Genomic DNA, 17,133 nt, shown 5'->3' with positions numbered 1-17,133 from the left:
GGGGTTGGCCGTTGAGGTTGAGCCATATCTTTCAGCAGGTTCCCGCAATTCCTCCTGCATTCGGTGGAGTGGGAACCGCAACTGTTTGGGTGGGGGTATGACAAATGACGCGGTCTGTGTTCGGGTTTCTGTCGCGCCAGCCGGAACGGCCTGAACTGCGTGACGGAACACGTCTGCTGCGGCTGCCGCGCAATGGCGATTATAATCAATGGTACAGGCTACGGTCCGAAAGCCGGGCTTTTCTTCAGCCCTGGGAACCGCTCTGGCGTCCGGACGAGCTGACCGAAAGCGCCTTTCGATCGCGTGTCATGCGCAATGCCCAGGAATATGCCTGTGGGCTGGCCGTGCCGTTTTTTCTGTTTCGCGAAAGCGACGCTGTGCTGATGGGCGGGTTGACCATCGGCCTGATCCGGCGCGGCGTCTCCCAGGCCTGTATGATCGGATATTGGATGGGCGAACGTTTCGCCGGCCAAGGCCATATGTTTGCCGCACTTCAATTGGCAAAACCATATATCTTCAAGGAACTTGAGTTGCATCGTATCGAAGCCGCCTGTATTCCTGACAATGACAAAAGCATCCGCCTGCTGGAGCGGGCCGGTTTTGAACGGGAAGGTCTGTTGCGCGGATATTTGAACATCAACGGGCAGTGGAGAGATCATGCGATCTACTCGCTTCTGGCGGAACCTGGTGCCGTTTCCGGCAAAAAACTCTATTCATGAATATATTCAGATACTCATCCGAGGCCAATTCCCGGCGATTTTTTGAGCAGAAACAGACCCTATCCAGCCCGGGCCTGTTGCGGCTTGCCGCTGGCCTTCTGGTGCTGGTCCTGACACTGACCGGGTTTGGCGCGGACATCAGCCATGCCGCCGAACCGGTGAAGATCTCCCGGGACGACACGGCGCTCGACCTGACCGCCACCACGGAAATCCATCTCAATCAGGGTGAGGCATTCCAGGTCTCCACTGCCGCCGGTTCCGATGGCATCCGCCGCCGCATCGAAGTGCGTGCCTCATCAGCGCAGCACCAGGGCGACTGGGCGGTGTTCGCGCTCGCCAATGTGTCCGACGAGCAGTTGGAGCGGGTCATCGTCGCGCCGCATTATCGTCTCGTCAATTCCAAGGTGTTCTGGCCGGATCTCGGCTCGCAGCGGATCATTTCCATCACCCCCAGCGAGGGATTTTCGCTGGATCGGGTGCCGAGCGACGATGCCGACGTGTTTCGCATCACCCTCAATCCGGGCGCGGTGGTGACGTTCGTGGCCGAACTGGCAACGCCGAACCTGCCGCAGATCTACCTGTGGGAGCCGGATGCCTATAAGGATACGATCAACTCGTTCACGCTTTATCGCGGCATCGTGCTGGGCATTTCCGGCCTGCTGGCGGTGTTTCTGACCATTCTGTTCGTGGTGCGCGGCACATCCATGCTGCCCGCAGCGGCCTCACTGGCCTGGGCAGTGCTCGCCTATATCTGCGTCGATTTCGGTTTCCTTGGCAAGCTGATCAGCATCACCACCCATAGCGAGCAGATCTGGCGAGCCGGGGCCGAGGTGGGTCTGGCCTCAGGCTTCGTGATTTTTCTCTTTACCTATCTCAACCTCAATCGCTGGCATGTGAACCTCGGCTACGCGACCTTTGCCTGGATCTTGGGCCTGGTGCTGCTGTTTGGCGTGGCAATCTACGATCCGTCGATTGCCGCAGGCATTGCCCGACTGTCCTTTGCGCTGACGGCCACGGCGGGGATCGCGCTGATCGTCTATCTCGGCTTGAACCGTTATGACCGCGCCATCCTGCTGGTGCCGACCTGGACGCTGATCATCGTCTGGCTGATTGCCGGCTGGATGACGGTGACGGGACGGCTGTCGAACGATATCATCCAGCCTGCTCATGGCGGCGCGCTGGTGCTGATCGTGCTGCTGATCGGCTTCACCGTCATGCAGCACGCCTTTGCTGGCGGTGGCTATAACCAGGGCCTGTTTTCCGATCTGGAACGCCAATCCCTGGCACTGACTGGGGCTGGCGACATTGTTTGGGACTGGGATGTGGCCCGCGACCGAGTGGTGACCATTCCCGATATTTCCACCCGGCTCGGCCTCAGCCACGGCGCGCTGCACGGGGCTGCCCGCAACTGGATTCCCAGCCTGCACCCCGATGACCGCGACCGGTTTCGCGCCACACTGGATGTGCTGCTGGAACACAAGCGCGGGCGGCTGAACCACGAATTCCGCATCCGCGCCGATGACGGGCATTTCCACTGGCTGCATATCCGTGCCCGGCCCGTATTGGGAGCCAACGGCGAAATCATCCGCTGCATCGGTACGATTGCCGATGTCACCGAACAGAAAAACACCGTCGACCGGCTGTTGCAGGATGCGATCAACGACAATCTCACCGGCTTGCCGAACCGGGAAGTGTTTCTGGACCGTTTGCAGACGCTTTTGACCGTGACCGCCACCGCCGATACGGTGCGCCCGACGGTCATGATCGTTGACATCGACAATTTCGGTCGGGTCAACGACATGCTCGGTATTTCCGCCGGAGACAATATCCTGATCGCGCTGACCCGGCGGCTGCGGCGGCTATTGAAGCCGCAGGATACGCTGGCCCGGCTTTCGGGAGACCAGTTCGGCCTGATCCTGATTTCCGAACGCGATCCGGCCAAGGTCGCCGATTTCGCCGATGCGATGAACAAGGCGATCATGGTGCCGATCAATTTCGCCAATCGGGAGATCAATCTGACCGCCTCCATCGGCCTTGTCTCCTGGGTGGACCAGCAGGAAAGCGCTGCCGGGCTGTTGTCGGATGCCGAGCTTGCCATGTACCGCGCCAAGCGCGGTGGCGGCAACAAGGTGGAACCCTTCCGCCCGGCCTTCCGGGGCACCGTCTCGGAAAAGCTGCAGTTGGAAACCGAACTTGCCCGCGCGGTCGAGCGCGGCGAATTGACCATGGTCTATCAGCCGATCGTGCGGCTGGATGACGAGGAGCTGGCCGGTTTCGAAGCGCTGATGCGCTGGGAACACCCCAAGCGCGGCACGATCTCCCCCTCCGAATTCATACCCCTGGCGGAAAGCTGCGACCTGATCATGCCGCTCGGCATGTTCGCGCTGGAGCGGGCGGCAACGGATCTGGTGGAATGGGAAAAACAGACAGGCGAAATGCCGATTTTCGTCTCCGTCAACCTGTCCAGCGCCCAGTTGATCAACAACACGCTCTATACCGACATCCGCAGTCTGCTCAGCCGAGTCAATTGCAATCCGGCCCGGCTGAAACTGGAGCTGACCGAATCTGTCGTCGTCGAGAATCCCGAACAGGCAAGGCTGGTGCTGGAAAAGCTGAAGGATATCGGGCTCAGTTTGGCTCTGGACGATTTCGGCACCGGCTATTCCTCGCTGTCCTATCTGACCCGCTTTCCCTTCGATACGCTGAAACTCGACAGGGAACTGGTGACCGACACAAGCGAGCGGCGCAATATCCTGCTGCGCTCGGTGATCGGAATGGCCAAGGACATGGGCATGGATGTCGTGGCGGAAGGCATTGCCAGCGAGGACGATGGGGACGAACTGGCGCAGATGGGCTGCCACTATGGCCAGAGCTTCCTCTACGGCGCTCCGGTCGGCCCGGAAGCGGTCATGCGTCTTTTGAAAGACCAGCAACAGCGAGCAAAGCGGGCTTGATCATACCGGTGGGCGGGGCTGTTCCAGGCCCTGGTTTTCTTCACGCCATCCAGTCTTCCGTAACCCCGAATTGCGCCCGAAAGCCCTGCTGTCCGGCCTGTGTGATCCGCAGCGCCCTGCCCTGCGGCTGGCGCGCCACCCAGCCCAGTTCCAGCATCCTGTCCAGTATGGCTGCGCCCAGCCGTCCGGCCAAATGCGGACGACGCTCGCTCCAGTCGAGGCAGGTGCGGCAGAACGGTCGTCCGCGGGGTGCGGATGGAGAAAGATCGATGCCGAAATCGCAGAAAAACTGCTGGCCGGGTGGCGTCAGCGTCACAGCCTCCTCCCCCAGTTCGATATAGGCCTTGGTTTGCAAGCCATCGGCCAGTGCCACGCCGAGACGACCGGCGATGTGATCGTAACAGCTGCGCGCCGAGCGTAACGCCAAGTCCTTCGGGCCGACCGGATGCAGGCGCCGTGGCCCATCGGCGGCAAGCGACATCAGCGTCTCCATGGTCGCAGCGACAGCGCGTCCCGCCAAACGGTAATAACGGTGACGGCCCTGTTTTTCGACCGACAGCAGACGGCCCTCCACCATCCTGGCCAGATGGCCACTGGCGGTCTGGGCGCTGACGCCACCATGCAGCGCCAACTCGCCCGCAGTCAACGCCTGCCCGCCCATCAGGGCGATCAGCATATTGGCGCGGGCCGGGTCCCCCATCAGGGCGGCAATTTCAGCCAGCATGTTTCCAGACGCGATGTTCGACATGGCCTCACTATAGGCCGCTGAAGACGGACTGTCATCATGCAACACTTCGGTTATGGCCGAAGCATTGTCGCCAGCGACTGGGCTACCAAGGCGCATCAAACCATCCCGACAGAAAGTGATAGTCCATGGAAAAACCGGTCCTTTTGAAAGAACTTGCCCTGCTTTTGGCTTTGGCAACAGTTTGGGGCGCTGCCTATAGTTTCATCCGCATTGGGGTGGAGACCATTCCACCGATCACGCTGATTGCCGCCCGTACCCTGCTGGCCGGCGGGTTGTTGCTTACCATTCTGTGGATGCGCGGCATGACACTGCCCCGCGACAGCGCCACCTGGCGGCGGTTCTTCATCCAGTCCTGCCTCAACAGCGCCCTGCCCTTCACCCTGATTGCCTGGGCGGAACTGCATGTCGAAGCAGGGCTTGCCGTGATCCTCAATGCCTTGACGCCGATCTTCACCTTCCTGATCACTGTCGCCTTCACCCGGCATGAACACGTCGGCCTGCGCAAGCTGCTTGGCGTCTTGCTGGGGATTTCCGGCACCTGCCTGATCGTCGGCTTCAACGCCTTTCATTCCGCCGGAACCGATCTCCTAGCGCAATGCGCCGTCATCCTGGCATCGGCCTGCTATGCGATGGCCGCGATTTTCGGACGGAATTTTAAGGGACTTGACCCGATGATGCCCGCTACCGGCTCGCTTTTGTGTGGGGCGGCCATGCTCATTCCGCTCAGTCTGGTCGTGGACAAGCCCTGGACGCTGGCGGTCTCCGCCTCTTCACTGGCAGCATTGCTGGCGCTCTCGGTGTTTTCCACCGCACTGGCATTTGTGATCTATTTCCGGCTTGTTCACACGCTGGGCTCGGTCGCCACCACATCCCAGGCCTATCTGCGGGTGCCGATCGGGGTCGGCATCGGCGCGATTTTTCTTGGGGAACGCTATAGCCCGACCGTGCTCGCCGGTCTCGTCCTGGTCGTGGCCGGTGTCATCGTCATGACCCTGCCCGCTTCGCTCAAGCTACCCCGCATCCTTCGCCCGCTACGCCGAAAACCTCAGCAACCCTGATCAAGCGTGACCGGCCTCTGCCGAAAGCGTGGCGGGGCTGATGCCGATCAGAGCCAGCGCCCGGTCATATTTGTTGTCGAGGACCGGATCGAAGATCAGGTCTTCGGAGGCCGGGCAGTTCAGCCAGCCATTATTGGCGATTTCCGCCTCCAACTGCCCCGGCCCCCAGCCGGCATAGCCAAGCAGCATCGTGGCGCGCGCCGGGCCGCGTCCATCGGAAATGGCGCGGACGATGTCGAGCGTCGCGGTCAGGGAAATATCGTCGCTGACCGGAATGCTGCTGTCGCTCAGGTAATCGTCGGAATGCAGCACAAAGCCACGGCCAGTTTCCACCGGGCCGCCGCATTGAATGGGGAAGTTGCGGGCATGGTCCGGCAGCATGATCGCATCATTCTGGTCGATCAGGTCGAGATGCAGCAGGATATCGGCGAATTTGACCGGCTGGGTGCGGTTGATGATGAAGCCCATGGCGCCAGCCGTCGTATGGGCGCAGACATAGACCACACTGCGGGTAAAATTGCCGTCCGCCATGCCGGGCATGGCGATCAGGAAATGGCCGTCGAGAAACCCACGTTCACGATCAGACTTCAAAGTGGAAAAAGCCATGCTGCCTCCGGTTTGTTCGGAACGCCGATCTATCGGAAAAGAACATCATACGCCGTCGTGCCGGGCATTCCCCTCGCATCTGCCAAGCGCCGCCCGGCATTTCATATCTGCTTCTGGCGCAAGTCATATCCTTAAGCCATGGTCTTCAAGATGGGGCATAGTTGCGCATCAATCAACCGAAAATGATAAAACCGTAAAAAGCGTGATTGGCAGCGGTGATAGGGCTGGTCTAAATAGCCGCATGATCCTTCCTTTGTTTTCCAACCGTCCGGTTTTTCCTGCGCTATCCGGCCTGCTCTTTGCGGGGCTCCTGGCGCTGACACCTCTTGGCGATGCCTGCGCCGCCACCTCCGACTGGGCAACCAGCGATGGGGGCCGGATGCGGGTGATCGTGCTGCCACCGGCTCCGGATGGAACCCGGCAGGCAGGCCTGCAGATCGAGCCGAATGACGGCTGGTTCACCTATTGGCGCGAGCCCGGCGACAGCGGAATCCCTCCGCAGCTGACCGCAGCGCCGGAGGCGAAGGTCACGCCCTCGCCGCTGAGCTTTCCGGTGCCCAAGCGCATGGATATCGGCAGCGTGCGCGATGTCGGCTATGACCATGCCGTGGTGTTTCCCTTCACCTTGAAAAGCAGTGGCGAGGATTGGCAGAGCCCCCTCAAGCTAACGGCCTTCATCGGCATGTGCCGCAATATCTGCATTCCGTTTCAGGCGGAGTTGAGTATCGATCTCAGCCACGAGGAAACCACCGATGTCGGCGAGGTTAAGCTGATCGACAAGGCCAAATCCAAACTGCCTGCGGCGGCTGCGGAGGATTTTTACGTCTCGGACTTCGAGATGGCCCACGATCTCTCCAGCCTCGACGTGTCGCTGGTCCTGCCCGATGGCTCCAAGGAAGAGCCGCGCATTCTGGTGACCGGACCGGAAGGCTATCTGTTTACCGAATACAAGGCAGTGCAAAGCAAAGGCAATAGCCGCACCCTGCGCATCGCCCTGCCGAAGCTTCCGCGCAATTATTCGGTGAGCGGCAAGACCTGGCACATTCTGGTGGCAGCCGGCAACAAACGGACCATGGAAGCCCCGCTTGCCTTCGCAACAACCCGCCCTATAGTGCAGCCCTGACAGTCAATGGCCGCTGGCGGGCTGCGCTTTTGGAACAGACTGAGCATCAAGCACAATGAGGAGAGATTTCATGACGATTGCAATTGGCGATACGGTTCCAGCGGCAACATTCAAGGAAAAAACCGCCGACGGCCCGGTCGAGATCAGCACCGAAGACCTGTTCAAGGACAAGAAGGTCGTGCTGTTTGCCGTACCCGGTGCCTTCACCCCGACCTGCACGCTGAACCATCTGCCCGGCTATCTGGAGCACCGCGATGCGCTGCTGGCCAAGGGCGTCGATGAGATCGCCGTCCTCTCCGTCAATGACTGGCATGTCATGGGCGCCTGGGCGCAGCATAGTGGCGGCATGGGCAAGATCCACTTCCTCGCCGATTGGGATGCAAGCTTCTCCAAGGCGCTCGGTCTCGACATGGACCTGTCGGCGGGCGCACTCGGCGTGCGTTCCAAGCGCTATTCCATGCTGGTGGAAAATGGCGTGGTGAAAAGCCTCGATATCGAGGAAAATCCCGGCCAGGCCACGGTTTCCTCGGCTGAAGCCATGCTGGAACGGCTGTAAGCTTTCTCTTTTCACCGGTTTTCTGGAAAGCTGTCTTTTAGCGTTCCATCAAGACAAAGACCCCGGAGGCTCATGCTTCCGGGTTTTTTTATGAGTGCCGATAGTTCAGGACAAGGCTTCCACATCCGCGGAGAACACTTGCCATCGATTTGCCATTATTGTTATATCGTTACACGTAACGTTATTACATATAATCCACGATCGGAGTGCAGGCCTTGCAGGACGAAGATCCCATCTTTCCCAGTTTGCTGGCACGGTCCGCCGTTATGCGGCTGGGTTTTGCTTTGGCGCTGATTGGCCTGACCTGGCTTGCCATCCAATGGGCGGTGGCCCTGCCATGACCTATCCTGCAACGAGCAATCCTGTGATCCGGCTCACCAATCTGACCGTCGCCTATGACCGGCATCCGGCTGTACATCACGTCAACGGCGTGATCGAGACCGGCAGCCTGACGGCGATTGCCGGGCCGAATGGGGCAGGAAAATCCACCCTGCTGAAGGCGATCATTGGCGAATTGCGCCCCGCCGAAGGCACGGTGGAGCATACCCTGAAACGCACAGATTTCGGCTATCTGCCGCAGGCCGCCGACATCAACCGCCGATTTCCAATCAGCGTATTGGACACCGTGCTGCTCGGCGCCTGGCGTAACAGTGGCGCTTTTGGCCGCATCGCCCGATCCGACATGGACAAAGCTGGCCAAGCCCTGGCGATGGTCGGGCTGGAAGGATTTGAGAAGCGCCATATCGGCGCGCTCTCCGCCGGCCAGTTCCAGCGGGTGCTGTTTGCCCGGCTGTTATTGCAGGATGCCAAGGTGATCCTGCTGGACGAGCCTTTCACCGCTATCGATGCCCGCACCACCCGCGACCTGATTGACATTATCCGCGGCTGGCACGGCGATGGCCGCACGGTGGTTGCGGTCCTGCATGATTTCGACCAGGTGCGCAGCCATTTCCCCGAGACTTTGCTTCTCGCCCGCGAACTGGTCAGCTGGGGTCCGACCCAGGACGCCCTGTCGTCTGCCAATCTGCTCAAGGCCCGCGCCATGGCTGAGCGCTGGGACGAGGATGCCGAGGTTTGCCGCCCGGCAGATCAGAAAACATCAAGGCCTGCCGCATGACCGCTTACGATCTGCTGATCGCGCCATTTGCCGATTACGGCTTCATGCGCCGGGCGCTGGTCGCCTCCCTCTGCCTCGGTCTCGGCTCCGGCCCGATCGGCGTGTTTCTGATGCTGCGGCGCATGAGCCTGGTTGGTGATGCCATGAGCCATGCGGTGCTGCCCGGAGCTGCGATCGGCTACCTGATCGCCGGGTCCCTGTCGCTAACCGCCATGGGACTGGGCGGGCTGGTGGCCGGTCTCTCCGTGGCGCTACTATCAGGCTTTGTCACCCGATCGACCGTGTTGCAGGAGGATGCCAGCTTTGCCAGTTTTTACCTGACATCCCTGGCACTGGGCGTGCTGATCGTGTCGCTGCGCGGTTCCAACATCGATCTTTTGCATGTGCTGTTCGGGACGATCCTGGCCATCGACAATGATGCGCTGGTGCAGATCGGCGCCATTGCCTCTTTCTCCCTACTGGCACTGGCCGTCATCTACCGGCCACTGGTGACCGAGTGCCTCGACCCCGGCTTCCTGCGGGCCGTCGGCGGTCGTGGACCGGTCTATCATTTCCTGTTCCTGTTTCTCGTCGTGCTCAATCTGGTCGCCAGTTTCCAGGCGCTCGGCACGTTGATGGCCGTAGGATTGATGATGCTTCCTGCCGCCATTGCCCAGCTCTGGTGCCGCAGCCTGCCCGGCATGATGGTGGTGGCAGCGGCAAGCGGCATCGTCGCCAGCTATCTCGGCCTGATTGCCTCCTACCATCTGGAACTGGCCTCCGGGCCGACGATCATCCTGGTCGCGGCGCTGTTTTACGGCCTGTCCATTCTGTTTGCGCCCTCCGGTGTGTTCCGGCGGTTTCTTCCAAGTTCCCATCTGAAAGCCTGATCACAGGAGATCATTATGAACCGTAAACTGTTATTGTCCGCAGCCCTGCCACTGCTGATGGTGCTGTCTACCGCACCAGCCTTTGCCGACACACTGAAGGTTGTCGCGTCCTTCACTGTGTTGGCCGATGTCGTCAAACAGGTTGGCGGCGATCATGTCACCGTCTCCAGCCTGGTTGGCCCCGATGGCGACCCCCATGAATTCGAGCCGTCGCCAGCCAATGCCAAGGCTCTGAAGGCCGCCGATGTGACATTCGTGTCCGGTGAAGGCCTGGAAGGCTGGATGGACCGGCTGATCACCGCCTCCGGCTACAAGGGCAAGCCGGTCGTCGCTTCCGAGGGCATCAACACCCGCACCATGGAAGAGGATGGCAAGACCGTGACCGATCCGCATGTGTGGAACAGCCCGGTCAATGTGAAGGTCTGGGTCGCCAATATCGAAAAGGCGCTGACTGCTGCCGATCCCGCCGATGCCGAAGCCTTCAAGGCCAATGCGAGCGCCTACACGAAAAAGCTTGAAGACATGAATGCCTATGCTCATGCCAAGTTTGACAACATCCCTGAATCGGAGCGCAAGATCCTCACCAGCCACGACGCCTTCGGGTATCTGGGCCGCGAATACAAAATCAGCTTCCTGTCGCCACTCGGTCTTTCCACCGAAAGCGAAGCCTCTGCCGCCGATGTCGCCAAACTGATCGAGCAGATCAAGACCGAGCATGTGAAGAGCTATTTCTTCGAAAACTCCAACGATCCGCGTCTCGTCAAGCAGATCGCCAAGGCAACCGGCGCGACATCCGGGGGTGAGCTTTATGTGGAAGCTCTGTCCAAGCCCAAGGGCCCGGCTTCGAGCTATGAGAAAATGTTCCGCTACAATGTCGACAAGCTGGCCGATGCCATGCGCAAATCAAGCTGATCCCTCACAATCAGCCTGATAGGGCCGCCCCGATCAACCCTACACCTGCCGGGACGGCCACTTTTTATGCCTCGAGGTCGAAGACCAGGATGCCAGACAACCCGCCATCCGTCGCGGCGACGATACGGTCGCCAACCGCGATATGATCGGGATGTTTCAGATAATAATCGCGCACCGTGGCGTCTTCGAAACGGACGATGAACCCATCGACAAAGCCGCCATTCAAACCTTCCGGCGACACATTCTGACCGGCGCGGACCTCCAGCATACCCGGCACAACCTCCTTCAATGCACTGATGGCATCATAGATCGACTGTTTCTCAGCGTCAGAGACCGCCGACTTGAACCGCAGAAAAACGCAGTGATAGATCATCGGTAACTCCTTGTGGGATTGTGCGATTATAAGATTGGCTTCGAGCCTGCACCGCCCTTTTTGAAGGGTTCCATGCCCTTGCGGGCCAGTTCATCGGCCCGTTCGTTTTCGGGATGACCGGCATGGCCCTTGACCCAGTGCCAAGTGACCTTGTGACGCTGGTTGGCGGCGTCGAGCTGTTGCCACAGCTCGCCGTTTTTCACCGGCTTCTTGTCAGCGGTCTTCCAGCCGTTTTTCTTCCAGCCGAAGATCCATTTGGAAATGCCGTCCATCACATATTTGCTGTCGGTATGCAGATCGACCTCGCATGGGGTCTTCAGCGTGTTCAGCGCGGTGATCGCCGCCAGCAATTCCATACGGTTGTTGGTGGTATCCGCCTCGCCGCCGCAGAGATCTTTTTCTACCTCGCCGTAGCGCAGAACCGCGCCCCAGCCGCCCGGACCCGGATTACCGGAACAGGCGCCATCGGTGAAGATGTCGACATGTTTCATTGCGGCCACCCGTATTCGGCAGCGGTCTCGACCGCTTGGTGGAAGCGCAGCTTGCGCAGATATTCCAGCGGCTCCTTCTTCACCACCATGGCGCCTTCCGGCGTGGTCAGCCAGTCGTAAAGCCGGGTCAGCAGAAAGCGCAGCGCTGAGCCGCGGCACAGAACCGGCATGGCGGCAACCTCGGCCGGGGACAGGGAGCGAACCGCGAGATAACCGTCGATCATCGCTTTGCCCTTGGTGATATTATAGCTGCCGTCCTTTTCGAAGCACCAGGCATTCAGGCAGATCGACAGGTCATAGGCCAGAAAGTCGTTGCAGGCGAAATAGAAGTCGATCAGTCCTGACAATTGGTCGCCAAGGAAGAAGACATTGTCGGGAAACAGATCGGCATGGATAACGCCTGCGGGAAGATCCTTCGGCCATTGCCCGGCCAGATGCACCAACTCGGCATCGATTTCCGCCTTAAGGCCGGGAGAGACCTCATCGGCGCGGGCGCGCGCCTTTGGCCACAGCGCCTGCCAGCCAGCAAGATCCAGCGCATTGTCGCGCCTCAGCGCAAATCCCTCTGCCGCAAGATGCATCGTCGCCAAGGCCTCGCCCACCGCCCGGCAATGCTGGGTTTCCGGCTTGCGAAGCCACATGCCTTCCAGAAAGGAAATCAGCGCCGCAGGGCGTCCGGACAATTCGCCCAGCAAAGCGCCATCCTTGCGCGGCAGCGGCAGCGGGCAATTGAGACCCTTGGCAGAGAGGTGATGCATCAACCCTAGGAAAAACGGCAGGTCATCTTTCTCCACGCGCTTTTCATAGAGCGTAAGGATCAACGCACCTTTGGTCGTATGCAGCAGGAAATTGGAATTTTCCACGCCCTCGGCAATGCCCTTGAAGGACAGGAGTTCGCCAGTGTCATAGTGTGCGAGGAAGTCTTTGAGGTCGACCTCGTTGATGTCGGTATAAACTGCCACAGATCGGGTCCGCATTCCGGTTGATTGGCGCACAGGGATACAATGACACGAACGCGAGAGCCAGCCCCGGCATGGATGGAGGCACAAAAAATGGTCACATATAAAAGGTGAAAAATATTTTATATAACCCATAAATTGCATTGACAGTTTTCAAATGAAATCATAATTAATCTGCAACGTATTTTTTGCTTTATTTTTGAAGCATTAAAAACAAATTGAAATCTGTAATACTACATAAATGTAATCATCATCATCGATATATGAGATAAATACTCAGAATCAGAATTTACCCATAGAAGAGATATATTGCAATGAAATATTACTTCGCCTATGGGTCCAATCTCGATGTAGATCGCCTTGAGAAAGAGCGCCTGAATAAAGGTGGCATCTATTCCGTCTCGCGCGGACTTGGGCGTCTGGATGGATATGAATTGGTATTCAATAAGCCATCCGCCTATTTTCCGGGAGCCGGTGCCGCCAATATCCAGCCCAATACTGCGGCCCATATCTTCGGTACACTGAATCTGATGCCGCAGGCCGGTTTCGACATTCTCGATATCTATGAAAATGTTGAAACCCAACAATATGAACAGCTTGAAGTCGATGTCGTCGATATGAGCACCCATACGACGGTCAAGGCCATCACCTATATTTCCCTGAAGCATAATGTGGACGGTCTCAAACCGAGAACCGGCTATATGAACCACATCCTGGCGGGTGCCGATGTTCTGCCCGCTGCCTATATCGACTATTTGAAGTCCCTGCCTGTCATGCCCGACTAGAGCATGTCGCGCAAAAGGGTGAAGCGGTCTTCCGTCCGCATTTCTCCACCCCGTATTTTAAGTCTATCCCGTTATCGCAAACCGCTGCGCATTCTGATGCAACAGGGGTGAGGAAGATCTGTATCATGACGATAGTTGCCCGTTCCGTGTCTGAAATCCGTCCGTCGGAAACCATCACCATCAGCCAAAAAGCGCGATCGCTGAAGCTGGCCGGTGTCGATGTGATTTCCATGTCCACCGGTGAGCCGGATTTCGACACGCCTGACCATATCAAGGCAGCGGCTATTGCTGCGATCCAGCGCGGCGAGACCAAATATACCAATGTTGCCGGCATTCCTGAATTGCGCGAGGCCATCGTGCGCAAGTTTCAGCGCGAAAACCAGCTCTCCTACCGCGTTGATGAAACCATCGTCGGCACAGGTGCCAAGCATGTGATCTACAATGCGCTGCGGGCCAGCCTCAATCCCGGCGACGAAGTGATCATTCCCGCCCCCTACTGGGTCTCCTACCCGGAAATGGTCTCGCTATGCGGCGGCGTACCGGTGCGGGTTGCCACCACGCAGAAGGCGGCCTTCAAGCTGCGGCCCGAGGATCTGGAACAGGCGATCACGCCACGCACCCGCTGGGTCTTGCTGAATTCGCCGTCCAATCCATCGGGTGCTGCCTATACCCATGACGAGTTGAAAGCGCTGACCGATGTGCTGATGCGCCATCCGCATGTCTGGCTTTTGACCGACGACATGTATGAGCATCTGGTCTATGGCGATTTTCAATATGTCACCGGCGCGCAGATCGAGCCCGGCCTGAAGGACCGCACCCTGACCGTCAATGGCGTTTCCAAGGCCTATGCCATGACCGGCTGGCGGCTGGGCTATGCCGCAGGTCCGAAAGTGCTGATCGATGCCATGGTGCTGCTGCAAGGCCAGCAAACATCGGGCACCTGCTCGATTGCCCAATGGGCCGCCGTCGCCGCCATGGATGGACCGCAGGACCATCTGGTGCAATTTCGCACCGCCTTCGACAATCGCCGTCACCTGATCACCTCCATGCTCAATCAGGCCAATGGCTTGACCTGCCTACTGCCGGAGGGGGCCTTCTATGTGTTTCCCTCCTGCGAAAGCACCTTCGGCAAGACGACGGAAGGCGGTCGGCTGATCGAGACGGATGAAGAGTTCGTCACCGCATTGCTGGAGGAAAAAGGCGTCGCCGCCGTTCACGGCTCCGCCTTCGGGCAGGCTGGAAATTTCCGCCTGTCCTATGCCACGGATGAAGCCGCCATTACCTCTGCCTGCCACCGAATTCAGGAATTCTGCGGCAACCTGCGATAATTCGACACCCATTTTTATCGAGCACTGTAAACGCGGCTTCAGCGAAGCTCCGCGATTGGAAAAATCATGACTATTCTCGGAATTTCGTACCTGGCATTAGCCCTCTATTACTGGACAATGTCCGTCACACCCGGCCCCAACAACGTCATGCTGACGATGTCGGGCGTCAACTTCGGCTTCACGCGCACCGGCCCGCATATTCTGGGCATTGCCATGGGCTGCGCGGTACAGACATTCTTGCTGTGCGTCGGCTTTGGTATTCTGTTTGACTATTTTCCGGCGCTGCAAACCCTGCTGAAATGGGCGGGCGCTGCCTATCTGATCTATCTTTCCCTGAAGCTGATCGGCGCCAGGGTTGCCAATGCCAAATCCGCGCCACAGCCCCTGACCTTTATTGAGGCGGCGTCGTTTCAATTCATCAACCCGAAGGCATGGGTCAAGGCGACAACAACAGCGTCGATCTTCATGCCGACCGGAACCTCCATCCTTGCTTCCGGCGTGGCGATTTTTACCGTCTGCACAGCTGTGAACATCGTCTCTTCATCGCTCTGGGCCAGTTTCGGGGTCGGCATCCGCTCGCTTCTGTCCAATCCGACCTATCTGCGCGTGTTCAATTACACCATGGCCGCGCTGCTGATCGGCACCGCGATCTATGTCGTCATGAACTGATCATTTTTCTCACCAACCCTCCGAGGCCAGCATGAATGTTCTTCTTCTTTCGCGCGTGGACAATGAGATCCTCGAGGATCTGGCCACGGATACCTTGCTCTTCCGCCATGACCTGGTCCGCAAGGGGCCTCGGCACCTGTCGCGTTTCCTGCGGCAAAATCCCGTCTCGGTGATTGTTACCGCCGACAGGGTGGACGCCGATGTGCTGGCCGAATGGTCGCGCGCCGCCAACAAACCCGTCTATGTCGCGGTTTATGGCGAAGCTGGAACCGACAAGGCCTGGCAGCGGCAATTGGCAACCAGCCAGATCACCGTTCTCGGCCCGGCGACCAGCGTGGTCGCCGCCTTCAGGGATGCCGAACAATGCATCTGCAACGATCAGTTCGGCGGGGGCGTCCATACGGATCTGCGCGAAGAGGTGACATTCATCGGTGCCGGTATTGTCAATCTGATCACCGCCCATTACGCCATTGAGGCAGGCTATAGTGTCCGGATCATCGATGCCCGACCCGATCCGCGCCGCAAGACCGATTGGCGATCGCTGGGATGCAGTGCGGGCGGTGGCGACGCGCGCATGTTTACCCTGTCAGAAATGGACAATTACAATTGCCGTAACATCCATGGTGACATGAACTGGCAATTTTCACGGCCCGTGACCGAGCGCGGCTGGAACGTTGCGCCATCCAGCAGCCTCAAGGAGGCCGAGCGCGATTGGATCGCCTCTTTCGAGAGTGTTCCGGGCTGGCTGGCCGAAAACTATAACGACTCGATCTTCCGCTTCAATCGGGAGAGCCATCCCCTCTGGGACGACTGGATCGCCAGGGAGCCGGAGCTGTTTGCCGCATCTGGTCTGCAACGCGACATCCTGCGGGTCTATTCGGACGCCACCCATTTTCAACGCTCCAAAAGCCGCCAGGACCGCATCGGCGCGACCTTGAGAAATGCCTCTCTGGACGAGATTGCCGCCGAGCAGCCCATCCTGCGCCGGGCCATTGAGGCTGGCGAAATTTCGGGGGGCGTCTATGTTCAGGGTTTCACCCTCAATCTGCATCGCTTCATGGCCAATTTGCTGGATCGGTATGAGGGTCGCGGGGTCGTGTTTGAGTGGAATACCGAGATGACCAGCATGCCGACCCGCTTTGATGGTCAGGTAGATCATGTCGTACTCTCCACCGGCGAGCGCGTGACCGGCAATCTGGTGATCTCACCGGGGGTCTATGCAGGCGCGGCAATTGCAAAGACCGCCTCGCACCGCCAGATTTGCGGCGTGCTGGGCGCGTGGCTCTCGCTGCCCGACCCGCAAGGCCTGCTGCGCAATTCCTTGAAACTGGCGCGCAAGAACCATGTTACGGAAGATGCCAATGTCACCATCGGCTGGGGCGAACAAGGGGAACGCGCCGCCATCATCGGCTCAGGCTATGGCTTTACAGGCTTTAACCCCAATAATATCGACGAGGACCTTCTCAATACCATCTATGACGGCCTGATCGATACCGCTGCCACCTGTTTTCCTGAGCAATATCAGAGCTTGATCGAGGCAGGCAGCCTGCGTGAAACACTGAAATACTGCGTGCGGCCCTGGACACCTTCCGGTCTCGGCCTGTTCGAGACCTACAAATCCAAGGCATGCTGCGTGGTTCTGGTGGGCGGACACAATACGGGCGGCTTTGCACAAGCCCCAGCCATTGCCTCGGCCATTCTGGCCGCCATGCGCAACAATCATCACCAGATGCACATTGATTACCACACCGACCGGCTGTCTCTGATGACCCAAACAGATATGTGGATGACCTGATCACCTATTCCATGCAATCACAGGCAGCAACCAACGCAGATCATTACCAACCATAATGCTGCCGATATTTT

General features: G+C 58.8%; 18 protein-coding genes. 13 read left to right on the top strand and 5 right to left on the bottom strand.

Annotated features, from left to right (window positions below):
- The first annotated feature begins 104 nt into the window (after positions 1-104).
- A complete protein-coding gene (locus AVI_RS04280) occupies positions 105-719 on the top strand; it encodes a GNAT family N-acetyltransferase (RefSeq protein WP_015915188.1) in 615 nt (204 codons plus the stop codon).
- A complete protein-coding gene (locus tag AVI_RS04275) occupies positions 716-3,673 on the top strand; it encodes an EAL domain-containing protein (protein WP_015915187.1) in 2,958 nt (985 codons plus the stop codon). The genes AVI_RS04280 and AVI_RS04275 overlap by 4 nt, the downstream gene beginning before the upstream one ends.
- Positions 3,674-3,713: 40 nt before the next feature.
- On the opposite strand, the gene AVI_RS04270 is transcribed toward AVI_RS04275, so the two are convergent.
- On the bottom strand, positions 3,714-4,397 hold the full coding sequence (locus AVI_RS04270; RefSeq protein ID WP_015915186.1) for an ArsR/SmtB family transcription factor: 684 nt from the start codon (positions 4,395-4,397) through the stop codon (positions 3,714-3,716).
- Positions 4,398-4,546: 149 nt separating this feature from the next.
- Between AVI_RS04270 and AVI_RS04265 the strand changes: the two genes are divergently transcribed.
- Positions 4,547-5,479, top strand: coding sequence for a DMT family transporter (locus AVI_RS04265; RefSeq protein ID WP_015915185.1), 933 nt, complete (start codon positions 4,547-4,549; stop codon positions 5,477-5,479).
- Here AVI_RS04265 and AVI_RS04260 read toward each other — a convergent pair whose 3' ends face one another.
- Positions 5,480-6,085, bottom strand: coding sequence for a YqgE/AlgH family protein (locus AVI_RS04260; protein ID WP_015915184.1), 606 nt, complete (start codon positions 6,083-6,085; stop codon positions 5,480-5,482).
- A 241-nt stretch (positions 6,086-6,326) separates the two neighbouring features.
- Between AVI_RS04260 and AVI_RS04255 the strand changes: the two genes are divergently transcribed.
- The 6 genes from AVI_RS04255 to AVI_RS04235 all read left to right on the top strand — a co-directional run bounded on the left by AVI_RS04255 (position 6,327) and on the right by AVI_RS04235 (position 10,662).
- Entirely contained in the window at positions 6,327-7,208 is an 882-nt protein-coding gene (locus AVI_RS04255; RefSeq protein ID WP_015915183.1) for a protein-disulfide reductase DsbD domain-containing protein, read from the top strand.
- 70 nt (positions 7,209-7,278) lie between these two features.
- The gene (locus AVI_RS04250; protein ID WP_015915182.1) at positions 7,279-7,764 is read left to right on the top strand and encodes a peroxiredoxin; all 486 of its coding nucleotides are present in this window, start codon (positions 7,279-7,281) and stop codon (positions 7,762-7,764) included.
- Between the two features lie 215 nt (positions 7,765-7,979).
- Positions 7,980-8,105 carry a hypothetical protein gene (locus tag AVI_RS31700; RefSeq protein ID WP_267889551.1) on the top strand — a complete coding sequence of 42 codons (126 nt, stop codon included), beginning with the start codon at positions 7,980-7,982 and terminating at the stop codon, positions 8,103-8,105.
- Positions 8,102-8,881 (top strand): metal ABC transporter ATP-binding protein, encoded by a 780-nt coding sequence (locus tag AVI_RS04245; RefSeq protein ID WP_041696295.1) that lies wholly within the window; start codon positions 8,102-8,104, stop codon positions 8,879-8,881. The genes AVI_RS31700 and AVI_RS04245 overlap by 4 nt, the downstream gene beginning before the upstream one ends.
- Positions 8,878-9,750 (top strand): metal ABC transporter permease, encoded by an 873-nt coding sequence (locus AVI_RS04240; RefSeq protein ID WP_015915180.1) that lies wholly within the window; start codon positions 8,878-8,880, stop codon positions 9,748-9,750. The genes AVI_RS04245 and AVI_RS04240 overlap by 4 nt, the downstream gene beginning before the upstream one ends.
- 15 nt (positions 9,751-9,765) lie before the next feature.
- Entirely contained in the window at positions 9,766-10,662 is an 897-nt protein-coding gene (locus tag AVI_RS04235; protein WP_015915179.1) for a metal ABC transporter substrate-binding protein, read from the top strand.
- Positions 10,663-10,726: 64 nt separating this feature from the next.
- Here AVI_RS04235 and AVI_RS04230 read toward each other — a convergent pair whose 3' ends face one another.
- Genes AVI_RS04230 through AVI_RS04220 form a run of 3 tightly spaced genes read right to left on the bottom strand, consistent with a single transcriptional unit; the run spans position 10,727 to position 12,488 of the window.
- The gene (locus AVI_RS04230) at positions 10,727-11,035 is read right to left on the bottom strand and encodes a Dabb family protein (RefSeq protein ID WP_015915178.1); all 309 of its coding nucleotides are present in this window, start codon (positions 11,033-11,035) and stop codon (positions 10,727-10,729) included.
- 26 nt (positions 11,036-11,061) lie between these two features.
- Complete coding sequence (gene rnhA, locus AVI_RS04225; protein ID WP_015915177.1) at positions 11,062-11,526, bottom strand: ribonuclease HI; 465 nt, start codon at positions 11,524-11,526, stop codon at positions 11,062-11,064.
- Positions 11,523-12,488 (bottom strand): homoserine kinase, encoded by a 966-nt coding sequence (locus tag AVI_RS04220; RefSeq protein ID WP_015915176.1) that lies wholly within the window; start codon positions 12,486-12,488, stop codon positions 11,523-11,525. Before AVI_RS04220 ends, rnhA begins: the two co-directional genes overlap by 4 nt.
- Before the next feature lie 311 nt (positions 12,489-12,799).
- On the opposite strand from AVI_RS04220, the gene AVI_RS04215 reads away from it, so the two are divergent.
- The 4 genes from AVI_RS04215 to AVI_RS04200 all read left to right on the top strand — a co-directional run bounded on the left by AVI_RS04215 (position 12,800) and on the right by AVI_RS04200 (position 17,062).
- The gene (locus AVI_RS04215) at positions 12,800-13,270 is read left to right on the top strand and encodes a gamma-glutamylcyclotransferase family protein (RefSeq protein WP_015915175.1); all 471 of its coding nucleotides are present in this window, start codon (positions 12,800-12,802) and stop codon (positions 13,268-13,270) included.
- A 125-nt stretch (positions 13,271-13,395) separates the two neighbouring features.
- A complete protein-coding gene (locus AVI_RS04210; RefSeq protein WP_015915174.1) occupies positions 13,396-14,598 on the top strand; it encodes a pyridoxal phosphate-dependent aminotransferase in 1,203 nt (400 codons plus the stop codon).
- Positions 14,599-14,664: 66 nt separating this feature from the next.
- Positions 14,665-15,267, top strand: coding sequence for a LysE family translocator (locus AVI_RS04205; RefSeq protein ID WP_015915173.1), 603 nt, complete (start codon positions 14,665-14,667; stop codon positions 15,265-15,267).
- Positions 15,268-15,298: 31 nt separating this feature from the next.
- On the top strand, positions 15,299-17,062 hold the full coding sequence (locus AVI_RS04200) for an NAD(P)/FAD-dependent oxidoreductase (protein ID WP_015915172.1): 1,764 nt from the start codon (positions 15,299-15,301) through the stop codon (positions 17,060-17,062).
- Positions 17,063-17,133: the final 71 nt, after the last annotated feature.

The organism is Allorhizobium ampelinum S4 (assembly GCF_000016285.1).
Taxonomy (GTDB): domain Bacteria; phylum Pseudomonadota; class Alphaproteobacteria; order Rhizobiales; family Rhizobiaceae; genus Allorhizobium; species Allorhizobium ampelinum.
This window is presented reverse-complemented; position numbering and strand designations above follow the sequence as displayed.

What these genes read in the sequence shown, in the direction of transcription:
- AVI_RS04280 (WP_015915188.1), top strand. Translation starts at nt 105, where the DNA reads ATGACGCGGTCTGTGTTCGGGTTTCTGTCGCGCCAGCCGGAACGGCCT.
- AVI_RS04275 (WP_015915187.1), top strand. Translation starts at nt 716, where the DNA reads ATGAATATATTCAGATACTCATCCGAGGCCAATTCCCGGCGATTTTTT.
- AVI_RS04270 (WP_015915186.1), bottom strand. Translation starts at nt 4,397, where the DNA reads ATGCTGGCTGAAATTGCCGCCCTGATGGGGGACCCGGCCCGCGCCAAT.
- AVI_RS04265 (WP_015915185.1), top strand. Translation starts at nt 4,547, where the DNA reads ATGGAAAAACCGGTCCTTTTGAAAGAACTTGCCCTGCTTTTGGCTTTG.
- AVI_RS04260 (WP_015915184.1), bottom strand. Translation starts at nt 6,085, where the DNA reads ATGGCTTTTTCCACTTTGAAGTCTGATCGTGAACGTGGGTTTCTCGAC.
- AVI_RS04255 (WP_015915183.1), top strand. Translation starts at nt 6,327, where the DNA reads ATGATCCTTCCTTTGTTTTCCAACCGTCCGGTTTTTCCTGCGCTATCC.
- AVI_RS04250 (WP_015915182.1), top strand. Translation starts at nt 7,279, where the DNA reads ATGACGATTGCAATTGGCGATACGGTTCCAGCGGCAACATTCAAGGAA.
- AVI_RS04245 (WP_041696295.1), top strand. Translation starts at nt 8,102, where the DNA reads ATGACCTATCCTGCAACGAGCAATCCTGTGATCCGGCTCACCAATCTG.
- AVI_RS04240 (WP_015915180.1), top strand. Translation starts at nt 8,878, where the DNA reads ATGACCGCTTACGATCTGCTGATCGCGCCATTTGCCGATTACGGCTTC.
- AVI_RS04235 (WP_015915179.1), top strand. Translation starts at nt 9,766, where the DNA reads ATGAACCGTAAACTGTTATTGTCCGCAGCCCTGCCACTGCTGATGGTG.
- AVI_RS04230 (WP_015915178.1), bottom strand. Translation starts at nt 11,035, where the DNA reads ATGATCTATCACTGCGTTTTTCTGCGGTTCAAGTCGGCGGTCTCTGAC.
- rnhA (WP_015915177.1), bottom strand. Translation starts at nt 11,526, where the DNA reads ATGAAACATGTCGACATCTTCACCGATGGCGCCTGTTCCGGTAATCCG.
- AVI_RS04215 (WP_015915175.1), top strand. Translation starts at nt 12,800, where the DNA reads ATGAAATATTACTTCGCCTATGGGTCCAATCTCGATGTAGATCGCCTT.
- AVI_RS04210 (WP_015915174.1), top strand. Translation starts at nt 13,396, where the DNA reads ATGACGATAGTTGCCCGTTCCGTGTCTGAAATCCGTCCGTCGGAAACC.
- AVI_RS04205 (WP_015915173.1), top strand. Translation starts at nt 14,665, where the DNA reads ATGACTATTCTCGGAATTTCGTACCTGGCATTAGCCCTCTATTACTGG.
- AVI_RS04200 (WP_015915172.1), top strand. Translation starts at nt 15,299, where the DNA reads ATGAATGTTCTTCTTCTTTCGCGCGTGGACAATGAGATCCTCGAGGAT.